The organism is Streptomyces sp. NPDC007346 (genome assembly GCF_040703535.1).
In the GTDB taxonomy this organism is placed as follows: Bacteria; Actinomycetota; Actinomycetes; order Streptomycetales; family Streptomycetaceae; genus Streptomyces.
Window position 1 is genome coordinate 1 of sequence record NZ_JBEYKR010000135.1, and the last position, 19324, is coordinate 19324.

A 19324-nucleotide genomic window follows, 5' to 3' on the forward strand; every position below is an offset into this window, starting at 1 on the left:
GGGAGAGTAGGACGCCGCCGAACAATTTTTCCGGGAAAGCCCCGTGCCATTGGCACGGGGCTTTTCTGCGTTTACCGCCCCCTTCTGAATACCTCCGAGCTGGGTCCCTCGGGGGAGCAGGAGCGGGAGAGGGGCGTCCTCCTCAGAGGCGACCGGCTGCCTTGAGTGCCAGATAGGCGTCGGCGAGCGCGGGAGCCAGGCTGTCCGGGGCGGCGTCCACGACGACAACGCCATGACGTTGGAGCTTCTCCGACGTGCCGCGTCGTTCGGCCTGGGCCTGGGTGCCGGCCGCTGCGTCGTAGACCGCGTCCACCGTTCCCCGGCCCCTGGCCATCTCCTCGATCCGTGGATCGGCCACAGCCGCCAGCAGGACCGTGTGGCGCTGGGTGAGCTGAGGCAGCAGCGGGAGAAGCCCTTCCTCGACAGGCGCGGCCTCCAGGCTGGTCAAAAGAACGATCAGCGAACCGCGGGGAGCATCGGAGAGTGCTGTGGCGCTGAGCCCCCTCGCGTCCGTCTCGACGAGCTCGGGCTCCAGCGAAGCGAGGGCGTTGACGACCGACGCCAGGACGTCCCCGGCGGCTGTGCGGCCCTGTACGCGGGCTCGTACGCGGCGGTCGTAGGCAAGCAGGTCCACGCGGTCGCCGGCGCGCGTTGCGAGGGCGGTGAGAAGAAGAGTGGCGTCCATGGCCGCATCAAGGCGGGGAACGTCGCCCACCCGGCCCGCGGAAGTGCGGCCTGTGTCCAGGACGATCAGGATGTGCCGGTCACGCTCGGGGCGCCACGTCCGGACCGCGACGGCCGACTGGCGTGCCGTCGCCCGCCAGTCGATGGAACGGGTGTCGTCTCCCGGGACGTACGCCCGCAGGCTGTCGAACTCCGTGCCCTCACCGCGCGTCAGGACGCTGGTGCGGCCGTCGAGTTCCCTGAGCCGGGCGAGCCTGGACGGCAGGTGCTTCCGGCTGGTGAACGGGGGCAGGACCCGTACGGTCCAGGGGACACGGTGATGGCCCTGGCGCGCGGCCAGACCGAGCGGGCCGTACGAGCGGACCGTGATGCGCTCCGCCTGGCGGTCGCCGCGGCGGGTCGGGCGCAGAACGGTGGCGAGGCGCCGTCGCTCACCGGGCGGGATCGTCAACGTGTGGCGGGAGGCCGCCTGTTCGCTGCCCGTGGGCCAGCTGCTCGGCGGCCAGGCGTCCCGGAGCTGGGCCCGGAGTCGGCGTCGCGAGGTGTTGGTCACGGTGAGTTGCACCTCCGCCGCGTCACCAAGTCGAACAGACGTATCACCGGATCGAGTGAATCGGAGCGTTCGCACTGGCGCTGCCAGGGCGTAGTCGCACAGAATCGCTAGTGAGAGCGGTGCGTTGACCGCGAGCATCCCGGTCCAGCTCGGAGCGAAGATGCCTACGGGGAGTGATCCCAGCGCGGCCAGTAGTGCGGTTCGTCCGGTGAGGGCCATGGTCACCGCCTCATCGGGGTACGGGGACGTGGGCGAGCACCGAGGTGATGATGGAATCGGGGGTGACCCCCTCCATTTCCGCCTCGGGCCGCAGATGGATGCGATGACGGAGTGTGGGGAGCGCCAAGGCCTTCACGTCGTCCGGGGTGACGTAGTCCCGGCCGGTGAGCCAGGCCCAGGCGCGTGCGGTCGAGAGCAGTGCGGTGGCGCCTCGGGGGGAGACGCCGAGGGCGAGCGAGGGGGATTCGCGCGTGGCACGACAGATATCCACTACATAGCCGGCGATCTCGGGAGAGACCGCGGTCCTGGCGACGGCTGAGCGGGCCGCCTCCAGATCGGCGGGCCCTGCGACGGGCCGTATGCCTGCTGCCTTGAGGTCCCGGGGGTTGAAGCCGTCGGCATGACGGGTGAGGACGTTGATCTCGTCCTGTCGGGAGGGCAGAGGCACCGTCAGCTTGAGCAGGAAGCGGTCCAGCTGGGCTTCCGGGAGCGGGTAGGTGCCCTCGTACTCGACGGGGTTCTGGGTGGCGGCGACGAGGAAGGGGTCCGGCAGCGGGCGAGGGGTGCCGTCGACGGTGACCTGACGCTCTTCCATCGCTTCCAGGAGGGATGCCTGCGTTTTGGGGGGAGTGCGGTTGATCTCGTCGGCGAGCAGCAGGTTGGTGAAGACCGGGCCGGGCTGGAAGGAGAACTCGGCGGTGCGGGCGTCGTAGACGAGTGAGCCCGTCACATCGCTCGGCATGAGGTCGGGGGTGAACTGGACGCGCTTGGTGTCGAGTTCGAGGGAGGCGGCGAGGGCCCGGACCAGGAGGGTCTTGGCGACACCGGGGACGCCCTCGAGGAGTACGTGTCCGCGGCAGAGCAGCGCGACGACGAGTCCGGTGACAGCAGGGTCCTGGCCGACCACGGCCTTGGCGATCTCGGAGCGGAGGGCTTCCAAGGAGGCGCGGGCGCCGTCGGCGGGCTCCGGAGCCGCAGGGGGCGCGGGGACCGCCGTGGGTTCGGCCGGCTCGGGGGTCGGGGCGCTCATGAAGTGCGTACCTCTCTTTCGAGGGCGTCGAGGTGCTCGGCCAGCAGGACAAGGGCCGCGTCGCCGGCGGGGGCAGGGCCGAAGAGCAGGGTGCTCAGGTCGTCGCCTGTGGTGGTGGTGCGGGCGGACACGGCAGGGAGGAGAACAGCGGAGTTGTGTGCTTCGCGGGCGGTTACGCCTGTGAGGTGGGCGATGCGGGTTCGGGCGGCGGCTCGGAGCGATTCGGCCGCCCGGTCACGGGCGTTGGCCTTGCGGTAGAGGCCGGCGCGGCCTTCGGCGGATTCGGATGCGCGGATGGACACCGGAAGCCGTTCCATGACCAGGGGGCCGAGTCGACGGGCTCGCCAGATCGCGGCCAGGCATGCGGCGAGGGCGAGTTGGAGCGTTCCCCAGAGCCAGCCGGAAGGGATCAGGTCGAGGAAGCCGCTCTCGTCGCCCGAGGGCTCCTCGCCGTCGTCGTCGGAGATGCCGTCATCGCTGGTGGCGGACGGATCAGCCAGAGAGGGGAGGTACCAGACGAGATGTGGGCGCGAACCGAGGAGTTGCAGGGCGAGAGAGGCGTTTCCCTGCTGGTCGAGACGCTCGTTGTGGAGGAAGTCGGGGGAGCCGAGAAGGACGGTGTCGCCGCCCGTGCGTTCCTTGAGGATCAGCAGGCTGGGGGTTCCGCCGCTGGGGTAGCAGGCGATGGCGGTGGAGTCCGGTGCCGTGTAGCGGATACCGCCCATGTCCGCCGTGCCGGCGCTGCGGGCGGCGGGCCAGGCGCACGCAGGGAGGAGCGTGCTCACCGCGCGGTGAGGCTGGGCGCGTACGCCGGGGGCCAGCCTGGACACGGCTGCGGGGCCCGGGGCGATCAGGAGGGAGCGGCCCGAGGAGGCGGCGGTTGCCTCGTGGAGCCGGCGCTGTTGCGAGGGGGTGAGGAGATTGGGGCCGGTGATCAGGAGCGTGGTGTCGGGCCCCGCCGCGGTGGTGGCCTCGTCGAGGGTCGTCGCGACGGTGACGGATATCCCGCGTGCCTTGAGGAGCTCCGCCGCGGCGCGGCTGCCCTTCGGGTCGGCGGAGCGAGGATCGAGGTGCCCGTAGTTGGTGCCGGAGCGGACGGCGGCGAACGTGACGCCCGCGATCACGAGGACGAGCAGGGCGATCAGCAGCCCTCGCACGCGCTTCCAGACCTGGTGCGGGGTGGGCGCTGTCGAGGTGGGGGAGGGGGCCGTCGCGGTGGTCATCCGGTGGCTCCTCGGGAGGTTCCGGGCAGCACGGGCTTCGTCTCGTCGAGCTCGGTGTCCAGGGCGCGCAGGGCCAGATATGCGGGTTGGCCCGCCGTGCGGCCGCCGTATGTGACGTCGTCGAAGTCCCGGGCGGCGGCGCGCAGCCGGGTGGCGTGGCCGGGCAGGGCGCGGCCTGCTTCCGCTGCGGCCTCGTCCGCCGTGCGGCCGGGGCGGGGGTCGAGCAGGGCGCGCTCCTCCAGCGACCGGACGATGGCACGCATGCGTTCCTGGACGGCTTCGGTCCAGCGGAGAGCGGCGGCGTGCGCGTCGGCCGCGGCGCGGTGCTGGGCGGCACTGCGGGGGCCGTCACTCTCGAAGAGGGCGTCCGCGGGCCGGGAGGAGCGTTGCGGGGTGCCGAGCCGCCACCAGAGGGCGACGGCAAGACCGATGACGACGAGGACCAGGACGACGACTCCGGCCGGGCCGCCGGGGGCGGCGCCCGCGGCGGCGTCGAACACGCCGGCGACCCAGTCCCAGAAGTGGTTCAGGGCGCGCTGGAGGAAGTTCGGGTCGTTCTCGTGGTACATCGGCTTGGACAGTTCGCTCTCGGCCGCCTCACGGGCGGGGATACGCGGTGTGTCCAGGGGTGTGCCGTCCGCGTCGCCGGCCCGCAGTGCCGTTGTGGTGCCCCCCGCCCCCGTCACCGCATCAGCTCCGAAGGGTCTCGGCGTCGTAGCCGGGGAGGCCCGCGGCCCGTGCGAGGTCGAGGTCGAGCGCCTCGCGGCGGATGCGCTGGTCCACGTAGAGCAGGGCCATCACGCCCGCGACGAAGGGATAGAGCAGCGTGGAGACGATCACTTCGCCGATGCCCGTGATGATCAGGAAGGGCCAGCCGAAGGAGGGGCCGCCGGTTTCGAAGAAGTCGTTGACGCCGGTTCCGTCGGCGATGACCCCGACGATGCCGAAGGGGATGGAGACGACGAAGCTCAGCAGGAAGACGAGAAGGTAGGTCAGCGCGAGGATTCCGAAGGTGCGCCACCAGGCACCGTGGACCAGCTTCGCCGACCTGCGCAGCGCGGTGATGATGCCCTGCCGTTCGAGCATCAGGGCCGGGGCGGCAAGGGCGAAGCTGACCTGGAGCCAGAGGATCACGACGCAGGCGGCGCCGAAGCCGAGAACCGCCAGCGCCGCGCCGGCCTCGGCGCCCACCAGCAGCCCAGGGCCGATACCCACGGTCATGACCGTGATGGTGATCAGGGTCACCAGCACGGTCAGCCCGACCAGCGGGAGGATCCGCGGACGGGCTTCGGCCCAGGCGTCCGAGAGCGTGACGGGGCGGCCCAGCACCGAGCGGCTGATCACCACGGTGACGACGGACGCGGTGAAGAGCGTGGCGATCATCGTGAGGAAAGAGGCCGGGGCGAGGGAGATCAGCGTCGTCTGCACGGATTCGGAGGCCTGGCGGAGAGCTTCGGTGCCGGTGGCGTTCGGGTCGACGTTGGTCGGCTCGGGCAGGAGGTAGCGCTGCATGAGGACGACGGCGACCTGGACGACCACGGAGACCGCGAGGCTGAAGCCGAGTGCGGTACGCCAGTGGGCGCGCAGGGCCGAGACGGAGCCGTCGAGGATCTCACCGAGGCCCAGGGGGCGCAGCGGGATGACTCCTGGCTTCGCCGCCGGAGGCTGGGCGCCCCAGCCCGGCCGCTGCGGACCGCCGCCCCGGCCGGGGGCGGGCGGGGGTCCGCCTGGGCCGCCGCCCGGGTTGCTCGGCGGGGACCACTGCCCGGGAGGCGGCTGCTGGGGGGACCACTGTCCCGCCGGCGCGCCTGTGTCCTGTGGTTCGGAGGGGCGGGGAATGGCCGCCTCCTGGCCGTCGGAGGGGGCAGATCCGGGCGTCGCCCAGCCCGGAGAGTCGTTCATTCTCGCTCCTTCACCGTCCTGTCCGCTCATCGGGGCGGCAGGTTGGCAGCCATCGTGCCACGGGCCGGTGCGGTGCGGACCGGGAGCCTTCTCTCCGTCGTGCCTTCATTTGTGGCCGGCTCAGCGGGCAGACTGGGCGGATGGCTGATCAGGACGCGCAGACGCCGGTGGGCAGCGAGCCTCCCGCGCTTTCCGTACTTCGTTGGGACGAGCTTTCGGAAGGCCCCGTACTGGTGCTCCTCGACCAGACGCGGCTGCCCGCGGAGGAGGTCGAGCTGGTGTGCACGGATGTGCCCGCGCTGGTGCGGGCGATCCGGACGCTGGCGGTACGGGGTGCCCCGCTGCTCGGGATCGCCGGGGGGTACGGGGTGGCGCTCGCGGCGGCCCGGGGGCACGACGTGGCGGAGGCCGCCGGGTTGCTGGAGCGGGCGCGGCCCACCGCCGTGAACCTCGGTCACGGGGTGCGACGGGTGGCCGCGGCGCACCGGGCGGCCGTCGAGAAGGGGGCAGGAGCGGCGGAGGCCGCCGCTGCGGCGCTGGCCGAGGCGCAGGCCCTGCATCGGGAGGATGCCCAGGCCAGCGGGCGTATGGCGGAGTACGGGACGGTGTTGCTGGAGGAGTTGCTGCCGGGGCGGGCCTATCAGCTGCTGACCCACTGCAACACCGGGGCGCTGGTCTCCGGGGGCGAGGGGACGGCCTTCGCGGTGGCACGGCGGGTGCACCGGCAGGGGCGGTTGCGCCGGCTGTGGGTGGACGAGACACGGCCGCTGCTCCAGGGGGCGAGGCTGACGGCGTACGAGGCGGCGCGCAGCCGGATGGCGTACAGCCTGCTCACGGACAGTGCGGCGGGCTCCCTGTTCGCCGCGGGTGAGGTGGATGCCGTACTCATTGGGGCGGACCGCATTGCCGCAGACGGCTCGGTGGCCAACAAAGTGGGGAGCTATCCGTTGGCTGTGCTCGCGAAGTACCACCATGTGCCGTTCATCGTGGTGGCGCCGACGACGACCGTGGACATGGACACGGCCGAAGGCACATCGATCATTGTTGAGCAGCGTTCCGGGCAGGAAGTGACGGAGTTCACACCACCCAGGGCCGTGTCGGCAGGTGGTGGGGGTGGGATGGTCGTCGCACCCCTCGGTGCCCCGGCGTACAACCCGGCTTTCGACATCACGCCGCCCGAATTGATCACAGCGATCGTCACCGAGGAGGGTGTCATTTCCCCGGTCACCGGGGTCGGACTGGCAGAGCTGTGTGCCAGGTCATCGCAGGTAACGATTAGCTAATGGGATGATGTCGATTATGAAGGGACGCGTCCTTGTCGTCGACGACGACACCGCACTGGCCGAGATGCTCGGGATTGTGCTGCGTGGAGAAGGTTTCGAGCCGTCGTTCGTAGCGGACGGCGACAAGGCACTGGCCGCATTTCGTGAGGCCAAGCCGGACCTGGTGCTGCTCGACCTCATGCTGCCCGGAAGGGACGGCATCGAGGTGTGCAGGCTGATCAGGGCCGAGTCCGGTGTGCCGATCGTCATGCTCACTGCCAAGAGCGACACCGTCGATGTCGTGGTCGGCCTGGAATCAGGGGCCGACGACTACATCGTCAAGCCGTTCAAACCTAAGGAGTTGGTCGCCCGGATCAGGGCACGCCTGCGGCGGTCCGAAGAGCCCGCGCCGGAGCAGTTGACCATCGGTGACCTGGTCATCGACGTGGCCGGTCACTCCGTGAAGCGGGAGGGGCAGTCCATCGCCCTGACGCCGCTGGAGTTCGACCTGCTGGTCGCCCTGGCCCGTAAGCCGTGGCAGGTCTTCACCCGTGAGGTCCTGCTGGAGCAGGTCTGGGGCTACCGGCACGCGGCCGACACCCGGCTGGTGAACGTGCATGTCCAGCGGCTGCGCTCCAAGGTCGAGAAGGACCCGGAGCGGCCGGAGATCGTCGTGACCGTCCGAGGGGTCGGTTACAAGGCCGGACCGAGCTGACATGGCCCAGGGCAGCGCTGCTCCGAACCCCGGGGAGCCGGGAGTCCGTGCGGAGCGGGCTGCCGGTCCGGGACGGAAGGCTTCTCGTATGAGCCGTTTCCTGCAGGGCGGCCGGTTGTTTCAGGACCGGACGCCCGGCGGGCCCGTACCGCGTCTGTTGATGCGGTGGGTGCGCCGTCCGCTGCTGCCCGCCGTGCGGTTGTGGCGGCGCAATCTGCAGCTCCGCGTCGTCGCGGGCACTCTGCTGATGTCGATGGGCGTGGTGCTGCTGCTCGGCTTCGTCGTGATCGGGCAGGTCCGCAACGGTCTGCTCGACGCGAAGGGCAAGGCCGCCCAGACCCAGGCCGCCGGTGGTTTCGTCGCGGCCCAGGAGAAGGCGAACGCTTCTCTGGCGCCGGGCGGGCAGGGCACCGAGGGGCCCGACGGCATGACCGCCAACACCTCGTGGCGCACCGAGCTGGTGGACCAGCTGGCCAGTGGCGGCAAGAACGCCTTCAACGTGGTCGCGCTCAGCGCGGACTCGGTGAGCGAGGGCGCGGGCAGCCGTGCCCCGCGTGGTTCGGGCAGCGTCGAGGCCGCCAGCGTGCCCGAGCGCCTGCGCCAGGACGTGGGCAAGGGGCAGGGGGCGTTCCAGACGTACTCCCTGATCCGGTACTCCAACGGCAACGAGTCCCAGCCGGGTCTCGTCGTGGGCAAGCGGCTCTACGACATCGACCAGCAGGCCTACGAGCTCTACTACCTCTTCCCGCTCACGCAGGAGGAGAAGTCGCTGACGCTGGTCAAGACGACCCTGGCGACCGCCGGGCTGTTCGTCGTCGTGCTGCTCGGAGCCATCGCGTGGTTCGTGGTGCGGCAGGTCGTCACCCCGGTGCGGATGGCGGCCGGTATCGCCGAGCGGCTCTCCGCCGGCAAGCTCCAGGAGCGGATGAAGGTCACCGGCGAGGACGACATCGCCCGGCTCGGCGAAGCCTTCAACAAGATGGCGCAGAACCTCCAGCTGAAGATCCAGCAGTTGGAGGAGCTCTCCCGGATGCAGCGGCGTTTCGTCTCCGACGTCTCGCACGAGCTGAGGACGCCGCTCACGACCGTACGGATGGCCGCCGACGTCATCCATGAGGCGCGTGCCGACTTCGATCCCGTCACCGCGCGCTCCGCCGAGCTGCTCGGCGACCAGCTCGACCGCTTCGAGTCGCTGCTCTCGGACCTGCTGGAGATCAGCCGGTTCGACGCGGGCGCCGCGGCGCTGGAGGCCGAGCCGATAGACCTGCGGGCCGTCGTGCACCGGGTGATCGGCGGCGCCGAACCGCTCGCCGAGCGCAAGGGCACCCGGATCCTGGTCGTCGGCGACGACCAGCCGGTGATCGCCGAGGCCGACGCCCGGCGCGTCGAGCGGGTGCTGCGCAACCTCGTGGTCAACGCCGTCGAGCACGGTGAGGGCCGGGACGTCGTCGTACGGATGGGCGTGGCCCAGGGCGCGGTCGCCGTGGCCGTACGGGACTACGGGGTCGGGCTCAAGCCCGGCGAGGCGACCCGGGTCTTCAACCGGTTCTGGCGTGCCGACCCGGCGCGGGCCCGGACGACCGGCGGGACCGGTCTCGGGCTCTCCATCGCCGTCGAGGACGCCCGGCTGCACGGCGGCTGGCTCCAGGCGTGGGGCGAGCCCGGAGGCGGGTCCCAGTTCCGGCTGACCCTGCCGCGTACGGCGGACGAGCCGCTGCGCGGTTCACCGATACCGCTGGAGCCCGAGGACTCCCGGCGCAACCGGGAGAGCCGGGAGCGCGACGAGGCACCGGCGGACGAGAGCCGGCTGGTGTCCGTACCGAACCAGTCCGTGGCGGCGAAGCGCGCGCCGCTGCCCGTGCCGGGCCGCGGTTCCACGGTGCCGCACCCGGCCCCCGCCTCGGTGCACCCGGCGGCGCTGCCCGGCAACGGAGCCCGGGTCGTGGCACGCCCGGCACCGGAGCGTTCCGGCGGCGCCGGCTCCCCGGCGCGCAATTCCGACCAGGAGGACAACACTCGTGGGTACTGACCGCCGTCGTGGTGGCCTCGGACGCGGCGTGCGGATGTCCGCGCTGCTCGGCTGCTCCGTCATCGTGCTCGTCGGCTGCGGGTCGATGCCGGTGACCGGTGACGTCAAGGCGGTCGACGCCTCGCAGCCGGGGGACTCCCAGGTGCAGGTGTACGCGGTGGAGCCCCGCGAGGGCGCGGCGCCCAGCGAGATCGTCGACGGGTTCCTGGAGTCGATGACCAGCGACGACCCCGGTTTCCGGACCACGCGCAAGTATCTGAGCGAGGAGGCCGCCAAGACGTGGCAGCCCGGCGAGGGCACCACCGTGCTCGCCCAGGCTCCCAACCGCAGCGGCCCCCTGCTCCACGACGAGGAGCGCCGGGACACCGAGACCTCCTACACGCTGACCGGCGAGAAGGTGGCCGCGGTCGACGCCCAGAGCTCCTACCAGCCGCTCGCCCCCACCGACTACTCCCAGATGCTGCACCTGGTGCGGGAGAAGGGGGCGGACGGGAAGGCCGAGTGGCGCATCGACATCGTGCCGGACGGCCTGGTCCTCGGGCAGTCCGACTTCAAGCGGCTCTACCGCTCCGTGAACAAGTACTACTTCGCCACCGGAGGGACGAACGGGCAGCCGACGCTCGTCGCCGACCCCGTCTACGTACGCACCGGCACCGATCCGGTCACGCGCATGAGTACGGCGACACAGACGGTCAGGACGCTGCTGGAGGGGCCGACGAACTGGCTGCGGCCGGTGGTCGACTCCCGCTTCCCCGCCGGGACCGCCCTGCGCAAGGACAACGTCGTCGCGCTGGCCCCCGACGACCAGAACGTGCTGAAGGTGCGGCTCAACGACAAGGCCGACAAGGCGGGCAGGGAGGCCTGCCGGATGATGGCCGCCCAGGTGTTCTTCACGCTGCGGGACCTGACCTCCGCGCGGGTCGAGCAGGTGGAGCTGGAGGGCGGGCGCGGCCGGCTCTGCGCGCTGGACGCGGACGAGGCGGCGAAGTTCTCCTCCGACAACGGCTCCGACGGGCCCGACAGCCAGTACTTCATCGACGCCAAGGGAAGGGTCCAGCGGATCGCCGGTGCCACCGGGGGCAACGGCACACCCGAGGCGGTGCAGGGCCCCCTCGGCGCCGGCACGGTCGTGATGGGCGCCGTCGGGGTGGCCCGGGACGAACAGCGGGCCGCCGCGGTGTCGGCCACCGGCCAGCACCTCTACGTCGCCTCCCTGGTCGCGGAGGGCGAGCTGGCCGCCCCCGTGGTGACCAGCGCCGGGAAGAAGGCCGCCGACCGGCTGTCGTCGCCGAGCTGGGACGGGCGGGGTGACCTGTGGGTCGCCGACCGCGACCCGGAGCGCCCGAGGCTGCTGCGGCTGGTCGAGGGCGAGGGCGAGCCGCAGGAGGTCCGTGTCCCGGGGCTGGGCGGCGGGCGGATCGAGGAGCTGCGGCTGTCGGCGGACGGGGTGCGGATCGCCCTGCTGGTGACGGAGAACGGGCATACGACGCTGAAGATCGGCCGGGTGGAGCGGCGCGGGACCGACGAGGCGCCCGAGATCTCGGTCGAGGACCTGCGCCAGGCCGCGCCGCAGCTCACGGACGTCACGGCCATCTCCTGGTCGGGCCGCAGCCGCCTCGTGGTGGTCGGCAAGGAGGCGGGCGGCGTCCAGCAGGTGCGGTACGTCCAGGCGGACGGTTCCACGCCGTCCTCCGGGGCCTCCGGGGTGCTGCCCGGGGTGAACCAGGTCCAGGCGGTCGCCGCGGCGGACGACGAGCTGCTTCCGCTGATGGCGGAGACCGAGGGCGACGGCATAGTGAAGCTCTCCCCGGGGGACAACTGGCAGACGGTCCAGGAGGAAGGCACCTCGCTGGTCTACCCGGGCTGACCGGGTTTTCCACAGGGGTGGTCCGTCGCTCGGGTCCGGAGCACAGTGGATCCATGCGGCGTTGGTGGCGGGAGTTCTCCGGCCTGGTCCTGCCGGTGGCCTGTGCGGGCTGCGGCAGACCGCGTACGGAGCTGTGCCCGGCGTGCGGGACCGCGCTGAGCGGGGCGCCGGCCCGCAGAGTGCGGCCCTCGCCCCCGCCCGCGGGGCTTCCCGCGGTGCACGCGGCGGCGCCGTACGAGAACGCCGTACGCGCGGTCCTGCTGGCCCACAAGGAGCGCGGCGCACTCGGGCTGGCCGGACCGCTCGGGCGGGCCCTGGCGGCCTGTGTACGGGCCGGGACGGGGCAGGCGGGGGCGGTGGGGCCCCTGCTGCTGGTGCCCGTGCCCTCCGCGCGCTCCGCGACCGCGGCGCGCGGCCACGACCCGGTGCGCCGGATCGCCCGCGCGGCGGCGGGCGAGCTGCGGCGCACGGGCGACCCGGCCCGGGTGCTCCCGGTGCTGCGGCAGCGCCGCGCGGTCGCCGACCAGTCGGGTCTCGGGGCGCGTCGGCGGTGGGCGAATCTCGCCGGGGCGCTGGAGGTGGTTCCAGGGGGAGAGCGGCTGCTCGCCCACGGGAGGGTGGTCCTGGTGGACGACCTGTTGACGACGGGAGCGACGCTGGCCGAGGCGGCGCGGGCCGTCACCGAGGCGCTCGGGGACGGCCCAGGGGTCTGCGGCCGTGGCGCCTGCCCGGCGGCGGTCGTCGCCGCTTCTCCGTCCGCCTTCGAAATAAACCGGAACCAGCCGAGAACTTGCGTCGTTGCAGGTAATGAGAGGGCAAAACCCACTGAACGGAGGTAAGTGCCGGTAGCGGGTGCCGATACCCCGCTGTGCAGGCTATGTTCAGTTGTGAGGAACGGTGAAGGCCGAACCTCGATGAATGCACCATGAGGTTTCGGGCAGGTAACTCACCGATGGACCGGCAGTGCTCAAGCCGGTGGGGTAGTGACCTCTCCGACGGGGGAGGAGGAGGCGAAAGTCACCGAGTCCGAGGCCCCTGGGGATCTCCGGGGGCTGGTGCAAAAGGGAGATGCTCCGCCGTTGAAGCGGGGCGATCCGGGAACGGAGTTCTGCGTGGACATCGTCGTCAAGGGCCGCAAGACCGAGGTGCCCGAGCGGTTCCGCAAGCACGTGGCCGAGAAGCTGAAGCTGGACAAGATCCAGAAGTTCGACGGCAAGGTGATCAGCCTCGACGTCGAGGTGTCCAAGGAGCCGAATCCCCGTCAGGCCGACCGTTCCGACCGGGTGGAGATCACGCTCCGCTCGCGGGGGCCGGTCATCCGGGCGGAGGCGGCGGCGGGCGACCCCTACGCAGCGCTCGATCTGGCCACCGGAAAGCTGGAGGCCCGTCTGCGCAAGCAGCACGACAAGCGCTACAGCCGCCGGGGCAACGGCCGTCTGTCGGCCGCCGAGGTCGGGGACGTGGTGCCGGGTGTCGCCTCGTTCGACGAGGACGGCGAGCTGGTCGGGGAGCAGCCGTCGGAGCCCGTACCGACCACCAAGGTCGGATCGATCGAGGTGCAGGGCGAAGGTCCGCTCGTGATGCGCGAGAAGACCCACACCGCCGCCCCCATGGCGCTCGACCAGGCGCTCTACGAGATGGAACTGGTCGGGCACGACTTCTACTTGTTCGTCGACTCCGAGACGAAGGAGCCCAGTGTCGTCTACCGGCGGCACGCCTACGACTACGGTGTCATCCATCTGAGGACCGACCCGCTCGCCGCTGACGAAGCGGGCGGCGCGGGTGGTGCGCTCGGCGGCTGACGCCACATCGCCACGGTGCCCCTGGAGCGTTTTCACGCCACCGGGGGCACCTGCGCGCGATCACAGGAACACCGCTCGGGTGTCCCGGCATGGAATCATGGCGTTCCGAGCCAATCAGGGCTCGGTGAAACGCCGTTGGCGTACGACTGATGACTATCAGGCCGTGGCCTTCAGGGGGAGGAACGATGGTGGACACCTTCGGGCCCGTGCGCGGTGCGAGTGGTTCCGACGACGCCGGTGCCCGCACCGACGGCGGCCCGGACGGCGCCTCGCGCAAGGAGCCCATCCGGGTCCTGGTGGTCGATGACCACGCGCTCTTCCGCAGGGGTCTGGAGATCGTCCTCGCGCAGGAGGAGGACATCCAGGTCGTCGGTGAGGCCGGTGACGGTTCGGAGGCGGTCGACAAGGCCGCCGACCTGCTGCCCGACATCATTCTGATGGATGTGCGGATGCCCAAACGCGGTGGCATCGAGGCCTGCACCTCCATCAAGGAGGTGGCCCCCAGCGCGAAGATCATCATGCTGACGATCAGCGACGAGGAGGCCGACCTCTACGACGCGATCAAGGCGGGCGCCACCGGGTACCTCCTCAAGGAGATCTCCACCGACGAGGTGGCGACGGCCATTCGCGCCGTCGCGGACGGGCAGTCCCAGATCAGCCCTTCCATGGCCTCCAAGCTGCTCACCGAGTTCAAATCGATGATTCAGCGCACCGACGAGCGCCGGCTCGTCCCCGCCCCCCGGCTCACCGAACGGGAGCTGGAAGTCCTCAAACTCGTGGCGACCGGCATGAACAACCGGGATATCGCCAAGGAGTTGTTCATTTCCGAGAACACCGTGAAGAACCACGTCCGCAATATTCTGGAGAAGTTGCAGCTGCACTCCCGCATGGAAGCCGTGGTCTATGCCATGCGCGAGAAGATCCTGGAGATCAGGTAGGAGCCGTGGCGCCGGACCGGCCCGTCAGCGGAAGGCACGCCGCAGCGCGCGGCCGATCTCGTCCCTGAGCGGGTCGCGCAGCTCCGGGGCGTCGATGCGCTCCAGCCGGATGTCCGTGCAGCCCACCCAGGCCGCCGCCTCCACCAGGGCCTGCGCCATCGGGGCGACCGCCTTCGGACCGGCCAGGGATGCCTGCCGGGCCACCAGCGTGGTGCCCTCGCGCGCCGGGTCCACGCGGCCCTGGAGCCTTCCGCCCGCCAGCAACGGCATCGCGAAGTAGCCGTGGATCCGCTTCTGCTTGGGGACGTACGCCTCCAGCCGGTGCGTGAAGCCGAAGATCCGCTCGGTCCGCGCCCGCTCCCAGACCAGGGAGTCGAACGGCGAGAGCAGCGTCGTACGGTGGCGTCCGCGGGGCTCCGTGGCCAGCGCCTCGGGGTCCGCCCAGGCGGGCTTGGCCCAGCCCTCCACCGCCACCGGGACCAGACCCGAGTCCGCCACCACTGTGTCGAACTCCTCGCCCCGCAGCCGGTGGTAGTCCGCGATGTCGCTGCGGGTGCCGACCCCCAGCGACCTGCCCGCCAGGGCGACCAGCCGCCGTCGGCACTCGGTGTCGCTCAGGTCGTCGTGGAGCAGGGCGTCCGGGACGGCCCGCTCGGCGAGGTCGTAGACCCGCTTCCAGCCGCGCCGCTCGGTGCAGACCACCTCGCCGTACATCAGGGCCCTCTCGACGGCGACCTTGGAGGCCGACCAGTCCCACCACTCCCCGCCGTTCTTCGCGCCGCCCAGCTCCGTCGCCGTCAACGGGCCCTCGGTCCGCAGCTGCTTGATCACCGTGTCGTACGCGCCGTCGGGCAGGTCGTGGTGCCAGTGCGGGCGGGCGCGATAAGCGCGGCGGCGGAACGCGAAGTGCGGCCACTCCTCGACGGGCAGGATGCACGCGGCGTGCGACCAGTACTCGAAGGAGCGGCCGCCCGACCAGTACGCCTCCTCCACCGTGCGCCGGCCCACCGCGCCGAGCCGGGCGTAGGGGATCAGCTCGTGCGAGCGGGCCAGCACCGAGATGGTGTCCAGCTGGACGGCCCCGAGGTGGCGCAGCACCCCGGGCACCCCCGCCCTGCGGTCCGGAGCCCCCAGGAAGCCCTGGGCGCGCAGCGCTATGCGGCGGGCCTGGTCGGCGGAGAGTTCGACTGCGGGAGGAGGCACAGGCGTCATACGTCGAACCCTAGACCGCACCACTGACAGCGCGGGGTGGGATCGGGCCGTCGCCCCACCACCGTCCTACCGCGCGGAGTCCGGGGCACTGCCGGGCCGCTGGGCGGGCCGCTCGGGGAGGTACGGGTGGGCACCGGCCAGTCCCAGGTCGGACGGGAGCAGCGCCGCCGTCCAGGCGTCGCGCCGCACCCCCTTGTTGAGCAGCCCGGAGCGCTGCTCGCCCTCCAGCCGGAACCCCGCCCGCAGGGCGACGGCACGGGAAGCCAGGTTGCCGATCTCGGCCCGCCACTCCAGCCGGTCCGCCCTGAGCGCGGTGAAGGCCCAGCGGGCGGAGCCCAGCACCGCCTCGGTGACGTATCCGCGGCCGCGGTGCTCCGGGGCGGACCAGTAGCCGACCTCGTACGTCCCCGGCCGGCTGCGGCGGTCGACGGAGAGCGCGCCGACGAGCGTCCCGCTCTCCCGCAGCTCCAGGGCGAAGCTGTAGGCGGAGTCGTCCCGCCACCCCGCCGGGGCGAGTTTCACGGTGAACAGCTCCGCGTCGGTGAGCCGGTACGGGGAGGGGATCACCGTCCAGCGCTGGATGTCCGGGTCCTGACAGGCCGCGTGGACCCGGTAGGTGTCCTGCGGGCCGAACGGCCGCAGAAGAAGACGTCGCGTGGTGAGAGTGGTCGGCTCCATACAGTGATTCTCTTGAGCGGGCACCTGTGATGCGAGCACTTTTGGGGCTTCCCGGCACCTTCCGTACCTCTGGGCCGTTGTCCGTGAAGGGTGCGGCGAGGTCCACGCGGCAGCAGCCCTCCCGACGCGGTGGTGTCCTCGCTTACGATGGCCGTTGCGGTGGGGCCCACCTGCCGTGCCCGCGCCAGAGTCCATTACACGACCCAGTGCCAGGCCCGACCGGCAAGGAGACCAGCCTCAGTGTCCGTCTTCAACAAGCTCATGCGTGCAGGCGAAGGCAAGATCCTGCGCAAACTGCACCGCATCGCGGACCAGGTCAGCTCCATCGAAGAGGACTTCGTCAACCTCTCCGACGCCGAGCTGCGGGCGCTCACCGACGAGTACAAGGAACGGTACGCGGACGGCGAGAGCCTGGACGACCTGCTTCCCGAAGCGTTCGCGACGGTCCGTGAGGCCGCCAAGCGCGTCCTCGGACAGCGCCACTACGACGTACAGATGATGGGCGGAGCCGCCCTGCACCTCGGCTATGTGGCCGAGATGAAGACCGGTGAGGGCAAGACCCTCGTCGGCACCCTGCCCTCGTATCTCAACGCGCTCTCCGGCAAGGGCGTGCACCTGATCACGGTCAACGACTACCTCGCCGAGCGTGACTCCGAGCTGACGGGACGCGTCCACAAGTTCCTGGGCCTGACCGTCGGCTGCATCGTCTCCAACATGACCCCGGCGCAGCGCCGTGAGCAGTACGGCTGCGACATCACGTACGGCACGAACAACGAGTTCGGTTTCGACTACCTCCGCGACAACATGGCGTGGTCCAAGGACGAGCTCGTCCAGCGCGGCCACAACTTCGCCGTGGTCGACGAGGTCGACTCGATCCTCGTCGACGAGGCCCGTACGCCGCTGATCATCTCCGGCCCGGCCGACCAGGCCACCAAGTGGTACGGCGACTTCGCCAAGCTGGTCACGCGCCTCACCAAGGGTGAGGCGGGCAACCAGCTCAAGGGCATCGAGGAGACCGGCGACTACGAGGTCGACGAGAAGAAGCGGACCGTGGCCATCCACGAGTCCGGTGTCGCCAAGGTCGAGGACTGGCTCGGCATCGACAACCTCTACGAGTCGGTCAACACCCCGCTCGTCGGCTACCTGAACAACGCCATCAAGGCGAAGGAACTGTTCAAGAAGGACAAGGACTACGTCGTCATCGACGGCGAAGTCATGATCGTCGACGAGCACACCGGCCGTATCCTCGCCGGCCGCCGTTACAACGAGGGCATGCACCAGGCGATCGAGGCGAAGGAAGGGGTGGACATCAAGGATGAGAACCAGACCCTCGCCACGATCACCCTCCAGAACTTCTTCCGCCTCTACGACAAGCTCTCCGGCATGACCGGTACGGCGATGACCGAGGCCGCCGAGTTCCAGCAAATCTACAAGCTCGGCGTGGTGCCGATCCCGACGAACCGGCCGATGGTCCGGGCCGACCAGTCGGACCTGATCTACCGCACCGAGGTCGCCAAGTTCGCCGCCGTCGTCGACGACATCGCCGAGAAGCACGAGAAGGGCCAGCCGATCCTGGTCGGCACCACCTCGGTCGAGAAGTCCGAGTACCTCTCGCAGCAGCTCTCCAAGCGCGGTGTCCAGCACGAGGTCCTCAACGCCAAGCAGCACGACCGGGAGGCGACGATCGTCGCCCAGGCCGGCCGCAAGGGCGCGGTCACGGTCGCCACGAACATGGCCGGCCGAGGCACCGACATCAAGCTCGGCGGCAACCCGGACGACCTGGCCGAGGCCGAGCTGCGCCAGCGCGGCCTGGACCCGGTGGAGAACGTCGAGGAGTGGGCGGCCGCGCTGCCCGCCGCGCTGGAGGCGGCCGAGCTGGCCGTGAAGGCGGAGTTCGAAGAGGTCAAGGAGCTCGGCGGGCTGTACGTGCTCGGCACGGAGCGGCACGAGTCGCGCCGTATCGACAACCAGCTGCGCGGTCGTTCCGGCCGTCAGGGCGACCCGGGCGAGTCCCGCTTCTACCTGTCGCTGGGCGACGACCTGATGCGCTTGTTCAAGGCCCAGATGGTCGAGCGCGTCATGTCGATGGCGAACGTCCCGGACGACGTGCCGATCGAGAACAAGATGGTCACCCGGGCCATCGCCTCCGCCCAGTCGCAGGTCGAGCAGCAGAACTTCGAGACGCGTAAGAACGTCCTGAAGTACGACGAGGTGCTCAACCGCCAGCGCGAGGTCATCTACGGTGAGCGCCGCCGTGTGCTGGAGGGCGAGGACCTCCAGGACCAGATCCGGCACTTCATGGACGACACGATCGACGACTACATCCGGCAGGAGACCTCCGAGGGCTTCGCCGAGGAGTGGGACCTGGACCGGCTGTGGGGCGCCTTCAAGCAGCTCTACCCGGCGAAGGTCACCGTCGAGGAGCTGGAGGAGGCGGCCGGGGACCTGGCGGGCGTCACCGCCGAGTTCATCGCCGAGTCGGTCAAGAACGACATCCACGAGCAGTACGAGGAGCGCGAGAAGACCCTCGGCTCCGACATCATGCGTGAGCTGGAGCGGCGCGTGGTCCTCTCCGTGCTGGACCGCAAGTGGCGCGAGCACCTCTACGAGATGGACTATCTCCAGGAGGGCATCGGCCTGCGGGCCATGGCGCAGAAGGACCCGCTGGTCGAGTACCAGCGCGAGGGCTTCGACATGTTCAACGCCATGATGGAGGGCATCAAGGAGGAGTCCGTCGGCTACCTGTTCAACCTGGAGGTCCAGGTCGAGCAGCAGGTCGAGGAGGTTCCCGTGCAGGACGCCGCCGAGCGCACCTCGCTCGCCAAGGAGGATGCTCCCGCCGCGCGTCCGGAGATCCGTGCCAAGGGCCTGGAGGCCCCGCAGCGTCCGGACCGGCTGCACTTCTCCGCTCCCACGGTGGACGGGGAGGGCGGTGTCGTCGAGGGCGACTTCGCCACCGACGGTGCGCCGTCGGGTTCCTCGGACGGCATGACGCGCGCCGAGCGCCGCAAGGCGCAGAGGAGCGGTGGCGGCGGCGGTCGCCGTCGTAAGAAGTAGCACCGCGAGAAGGAGCGGCGCGAGAAGGAGCGGCGCGGCGGGCGGGTGTGCTGGCGGGCATCGCCGCCACCCGCGTGATGAAAGGCACCGACGTCAACTTCGGCGCCCTGACCAACAAGCTGCTCAAGCACCTGGCCGACACCCCCGAGTCGC

General features: G+C 70.8%; 15 protein-coding genes. 8 read left to right on the forward strand and 7 right to left on the reverse strand.

All coding sequences use genetic code 11. The features are described 5' to 3' along the window. Positions 1 to 142: 142 nt before the first annotated feature. From AB0917_RS27205 to AB0917_RS27225, 5 genes are read right to left on the reverse strand one after another with little or no spacing between them, the layout of a single operon-like run. Positions 143 to 1456 carry a DUF58 domain-containing protein gene (locus AB0917_RS27205; RefSeq protein WP_366822317.1) on the reverse strand — a complete coding sequence of 438 codons (1314 nt, stop codon included), beginning with the start codon at positions 1454 to 1456 and terminating at the stop codon, positions 143 to 145. A 10-nt stretch (positions 1457 to 1466) separates the two neighbouring features. After that, complete coding sequence (locus AB0917_RS27210; protein ID WP_366822318.1) at positions 1467 to 2486, reverse strand: MoxR family ATPase; 1020 nt, start codon at positions 2484 to 2486, stop codon at positions 1467 to 1469. Further along, positions 2483 to 3709, reverse strand: coding sequence for a DUF4350 domain-containing protein (locus AB0917_RS27215; RefSeq protein ID WP_366822319.1), 1227 nt, complete (start codon positions 3707 to 3709; stop codon positions 2483 to 2485). The genes AB0917_RS27210 and AB0917_RS27215 overlap by 4 nt, the downstream gene beginning before the upstream one ends. Beyond that, the gene (locus AB0917_RS27220) at positions 3706 to 4395 is read right to left on the reverse strand and encodes a DUF4129 domain-containing protein (protein WP_366822320.1); all 690 of its coding nucleotides are present in this window, start codon (positions 4393 to 4395) and stop codon (positions 3706 to 3708) included. Before AB0917_RS27220 ends, AB0917_RS27215 begins: the two co-directional genes overlap by 4 nt. A gap of 4 nt (positions 4396 to 4399) precedes the next feature. Continuing rightward, complete coding sequence (locus AB0917_RS27225; RefSeq protein ID WP_366822321.1) at positions 4400 to 5611, reverse strand: hypothetical protein; 1212 nt, start codon at positions 5609 to 5611, stop codon at positions 4400 to 4402. 140 nt (positions 5612 to 5751) lie between these two features. Here AB0917_RS27225 and mtnA point away from each other — a divergent pair, with 140 nt between their 5' ends. The 7 genes from mtnA to AB0917_RS27260 all read left to right on the forward strand — a co-directional run bounded on the left by mtnA (position 5752) and on the right by AB0917_RS27260 (position 14224). Further along, positions 5752 to 6894 (forward strand): S-methyl-5-thioribose-1-phosphate isomerase, encoded by a 1143-nt coding sequence (mtnA, locus tag AB0917_RS27230; protein WP_366822322.1) that lies wholly within the window; start codon positions 5752 to 5754, stop codon positions 6892 to 6894. A gap of 4 nt (positions 6895 to 6898) precedes the next feature. Then, complete coding sequence (gene mtrA, locus AB0917_RS27235; protein ID WP_007448372.1) at positions 6899 to 7588, forward strand: two-component system response regulator MtrA; 690 nt, start codon at positions 6899 to 6901, stop codon at positions 7586 to 7588. A 1-nt stretch (position 7589) separates the two neighbouring features. Beyond that, positions 7590 to 9617: an MtrAB system histidine kinase MtrB gene (gene mtrB, locus AB0917_RS27240; protein ID WP_366822323.1), complete on the forward strand. Its 2028-nt coding sequence runs from the start codon at positions 7590 to 7592 to the stop codon at positions 9615 to 9617. Positions 9618 to 9651: 34 nt separating this feature from the next. After that, entirely contained in the window at positions 9652 to 11484 is a 1833-nt protein-coding gene (locus AB0917_RS27245) for an LpqB family beta-propeller domain-containing protein (protein ID WP_366822329.1), read from the forward strand. 53 nt (positions 11485 to 11537) lie between these two features. Next, positions 11538 to 12323, forward strand: coding sequence for a ComF family protein (locus AB0917_RS27250; protein WP_366822324.1), 786 nt, complete (start codon positions 11538 to 11540; stop codon positions 12321 to 12323). Positions 12324 to 12596: 273 nt separating this feature from the next. Next, positions 12597 to 13286, forward strand: a complete 690-nt coding sequence (gene raiA, locus AB0917_RS27255; RefSeq protein WP_018512285.1) for a ribosome-associated translation inhibitor RaiA — start codon at positions 12597 to 12599, stop codon at positions 13284 to 13286. A 185-nt stretch (positions 13287 to 13471) separates the two neighbouring features. Continuing rightward, complete coding sequence (locus tag AB0917_RS27260; protein WP_366822325.1) at positions 13472 to 14224, forward strand: response regulator transcription factor; 753 nt, start codon at positions 13472 to 13474, stop codon at positions 14222 to 14224. A gap of 24 nt (positions 14225 to 14248) precedes the next feature. Here the strand turns inward: AB0917_RS27260 and AB0917_RS27265 are convergent, their stop codons facing one another. Together AB0917_RS27265 and AB0917_RS27270 are read right to left on the reverse strand one after the other, a co-directional pair. Beyond that, positions 14249 to 15436: a crosslink repair DNA glycosylase YcaQ family protein gene (locus AB0917_RS27265; RefSeq protein WP_366822326.1), complete on the reverse strand. Its 1188-nt coding sequence runs from the start codon at positions 15434 to 15436 to the stop codon at positions 14249 to 14251. A 66-nt stretch (positions 15437 to 15502) separates the two neighbouring features. Further along, a complete protein-coding gene (locus tag AB0917_RS27270) occupies positions 15503 to 16114 on the reverse strand; it encodes a GNAT family N-acetyltransferase (protein WP_366822327.1) in 612 nt (203 codons plus the stop codon). 240 nt (positions 16115 to 16354) lie between these two features. On the opposite strand from AB0917_RS27270, the gene secA reads away from it, so the two are divergent. Beyond that, the gene (gene secA / locus AB0917_RS27275) at positions 16355 to 19171 is read left to right on the forward strand and encodes a preprotein translocase subunit SecA (RefSeq protein WP_366822328.1); all 2817 of its coding nucleotides are present in this window, start codon (positions 16355 to 16357) and stop codon (positions 19169 to 19171) included. Positions 19172 to 19324: the final 153 nt, after the last annotated feature.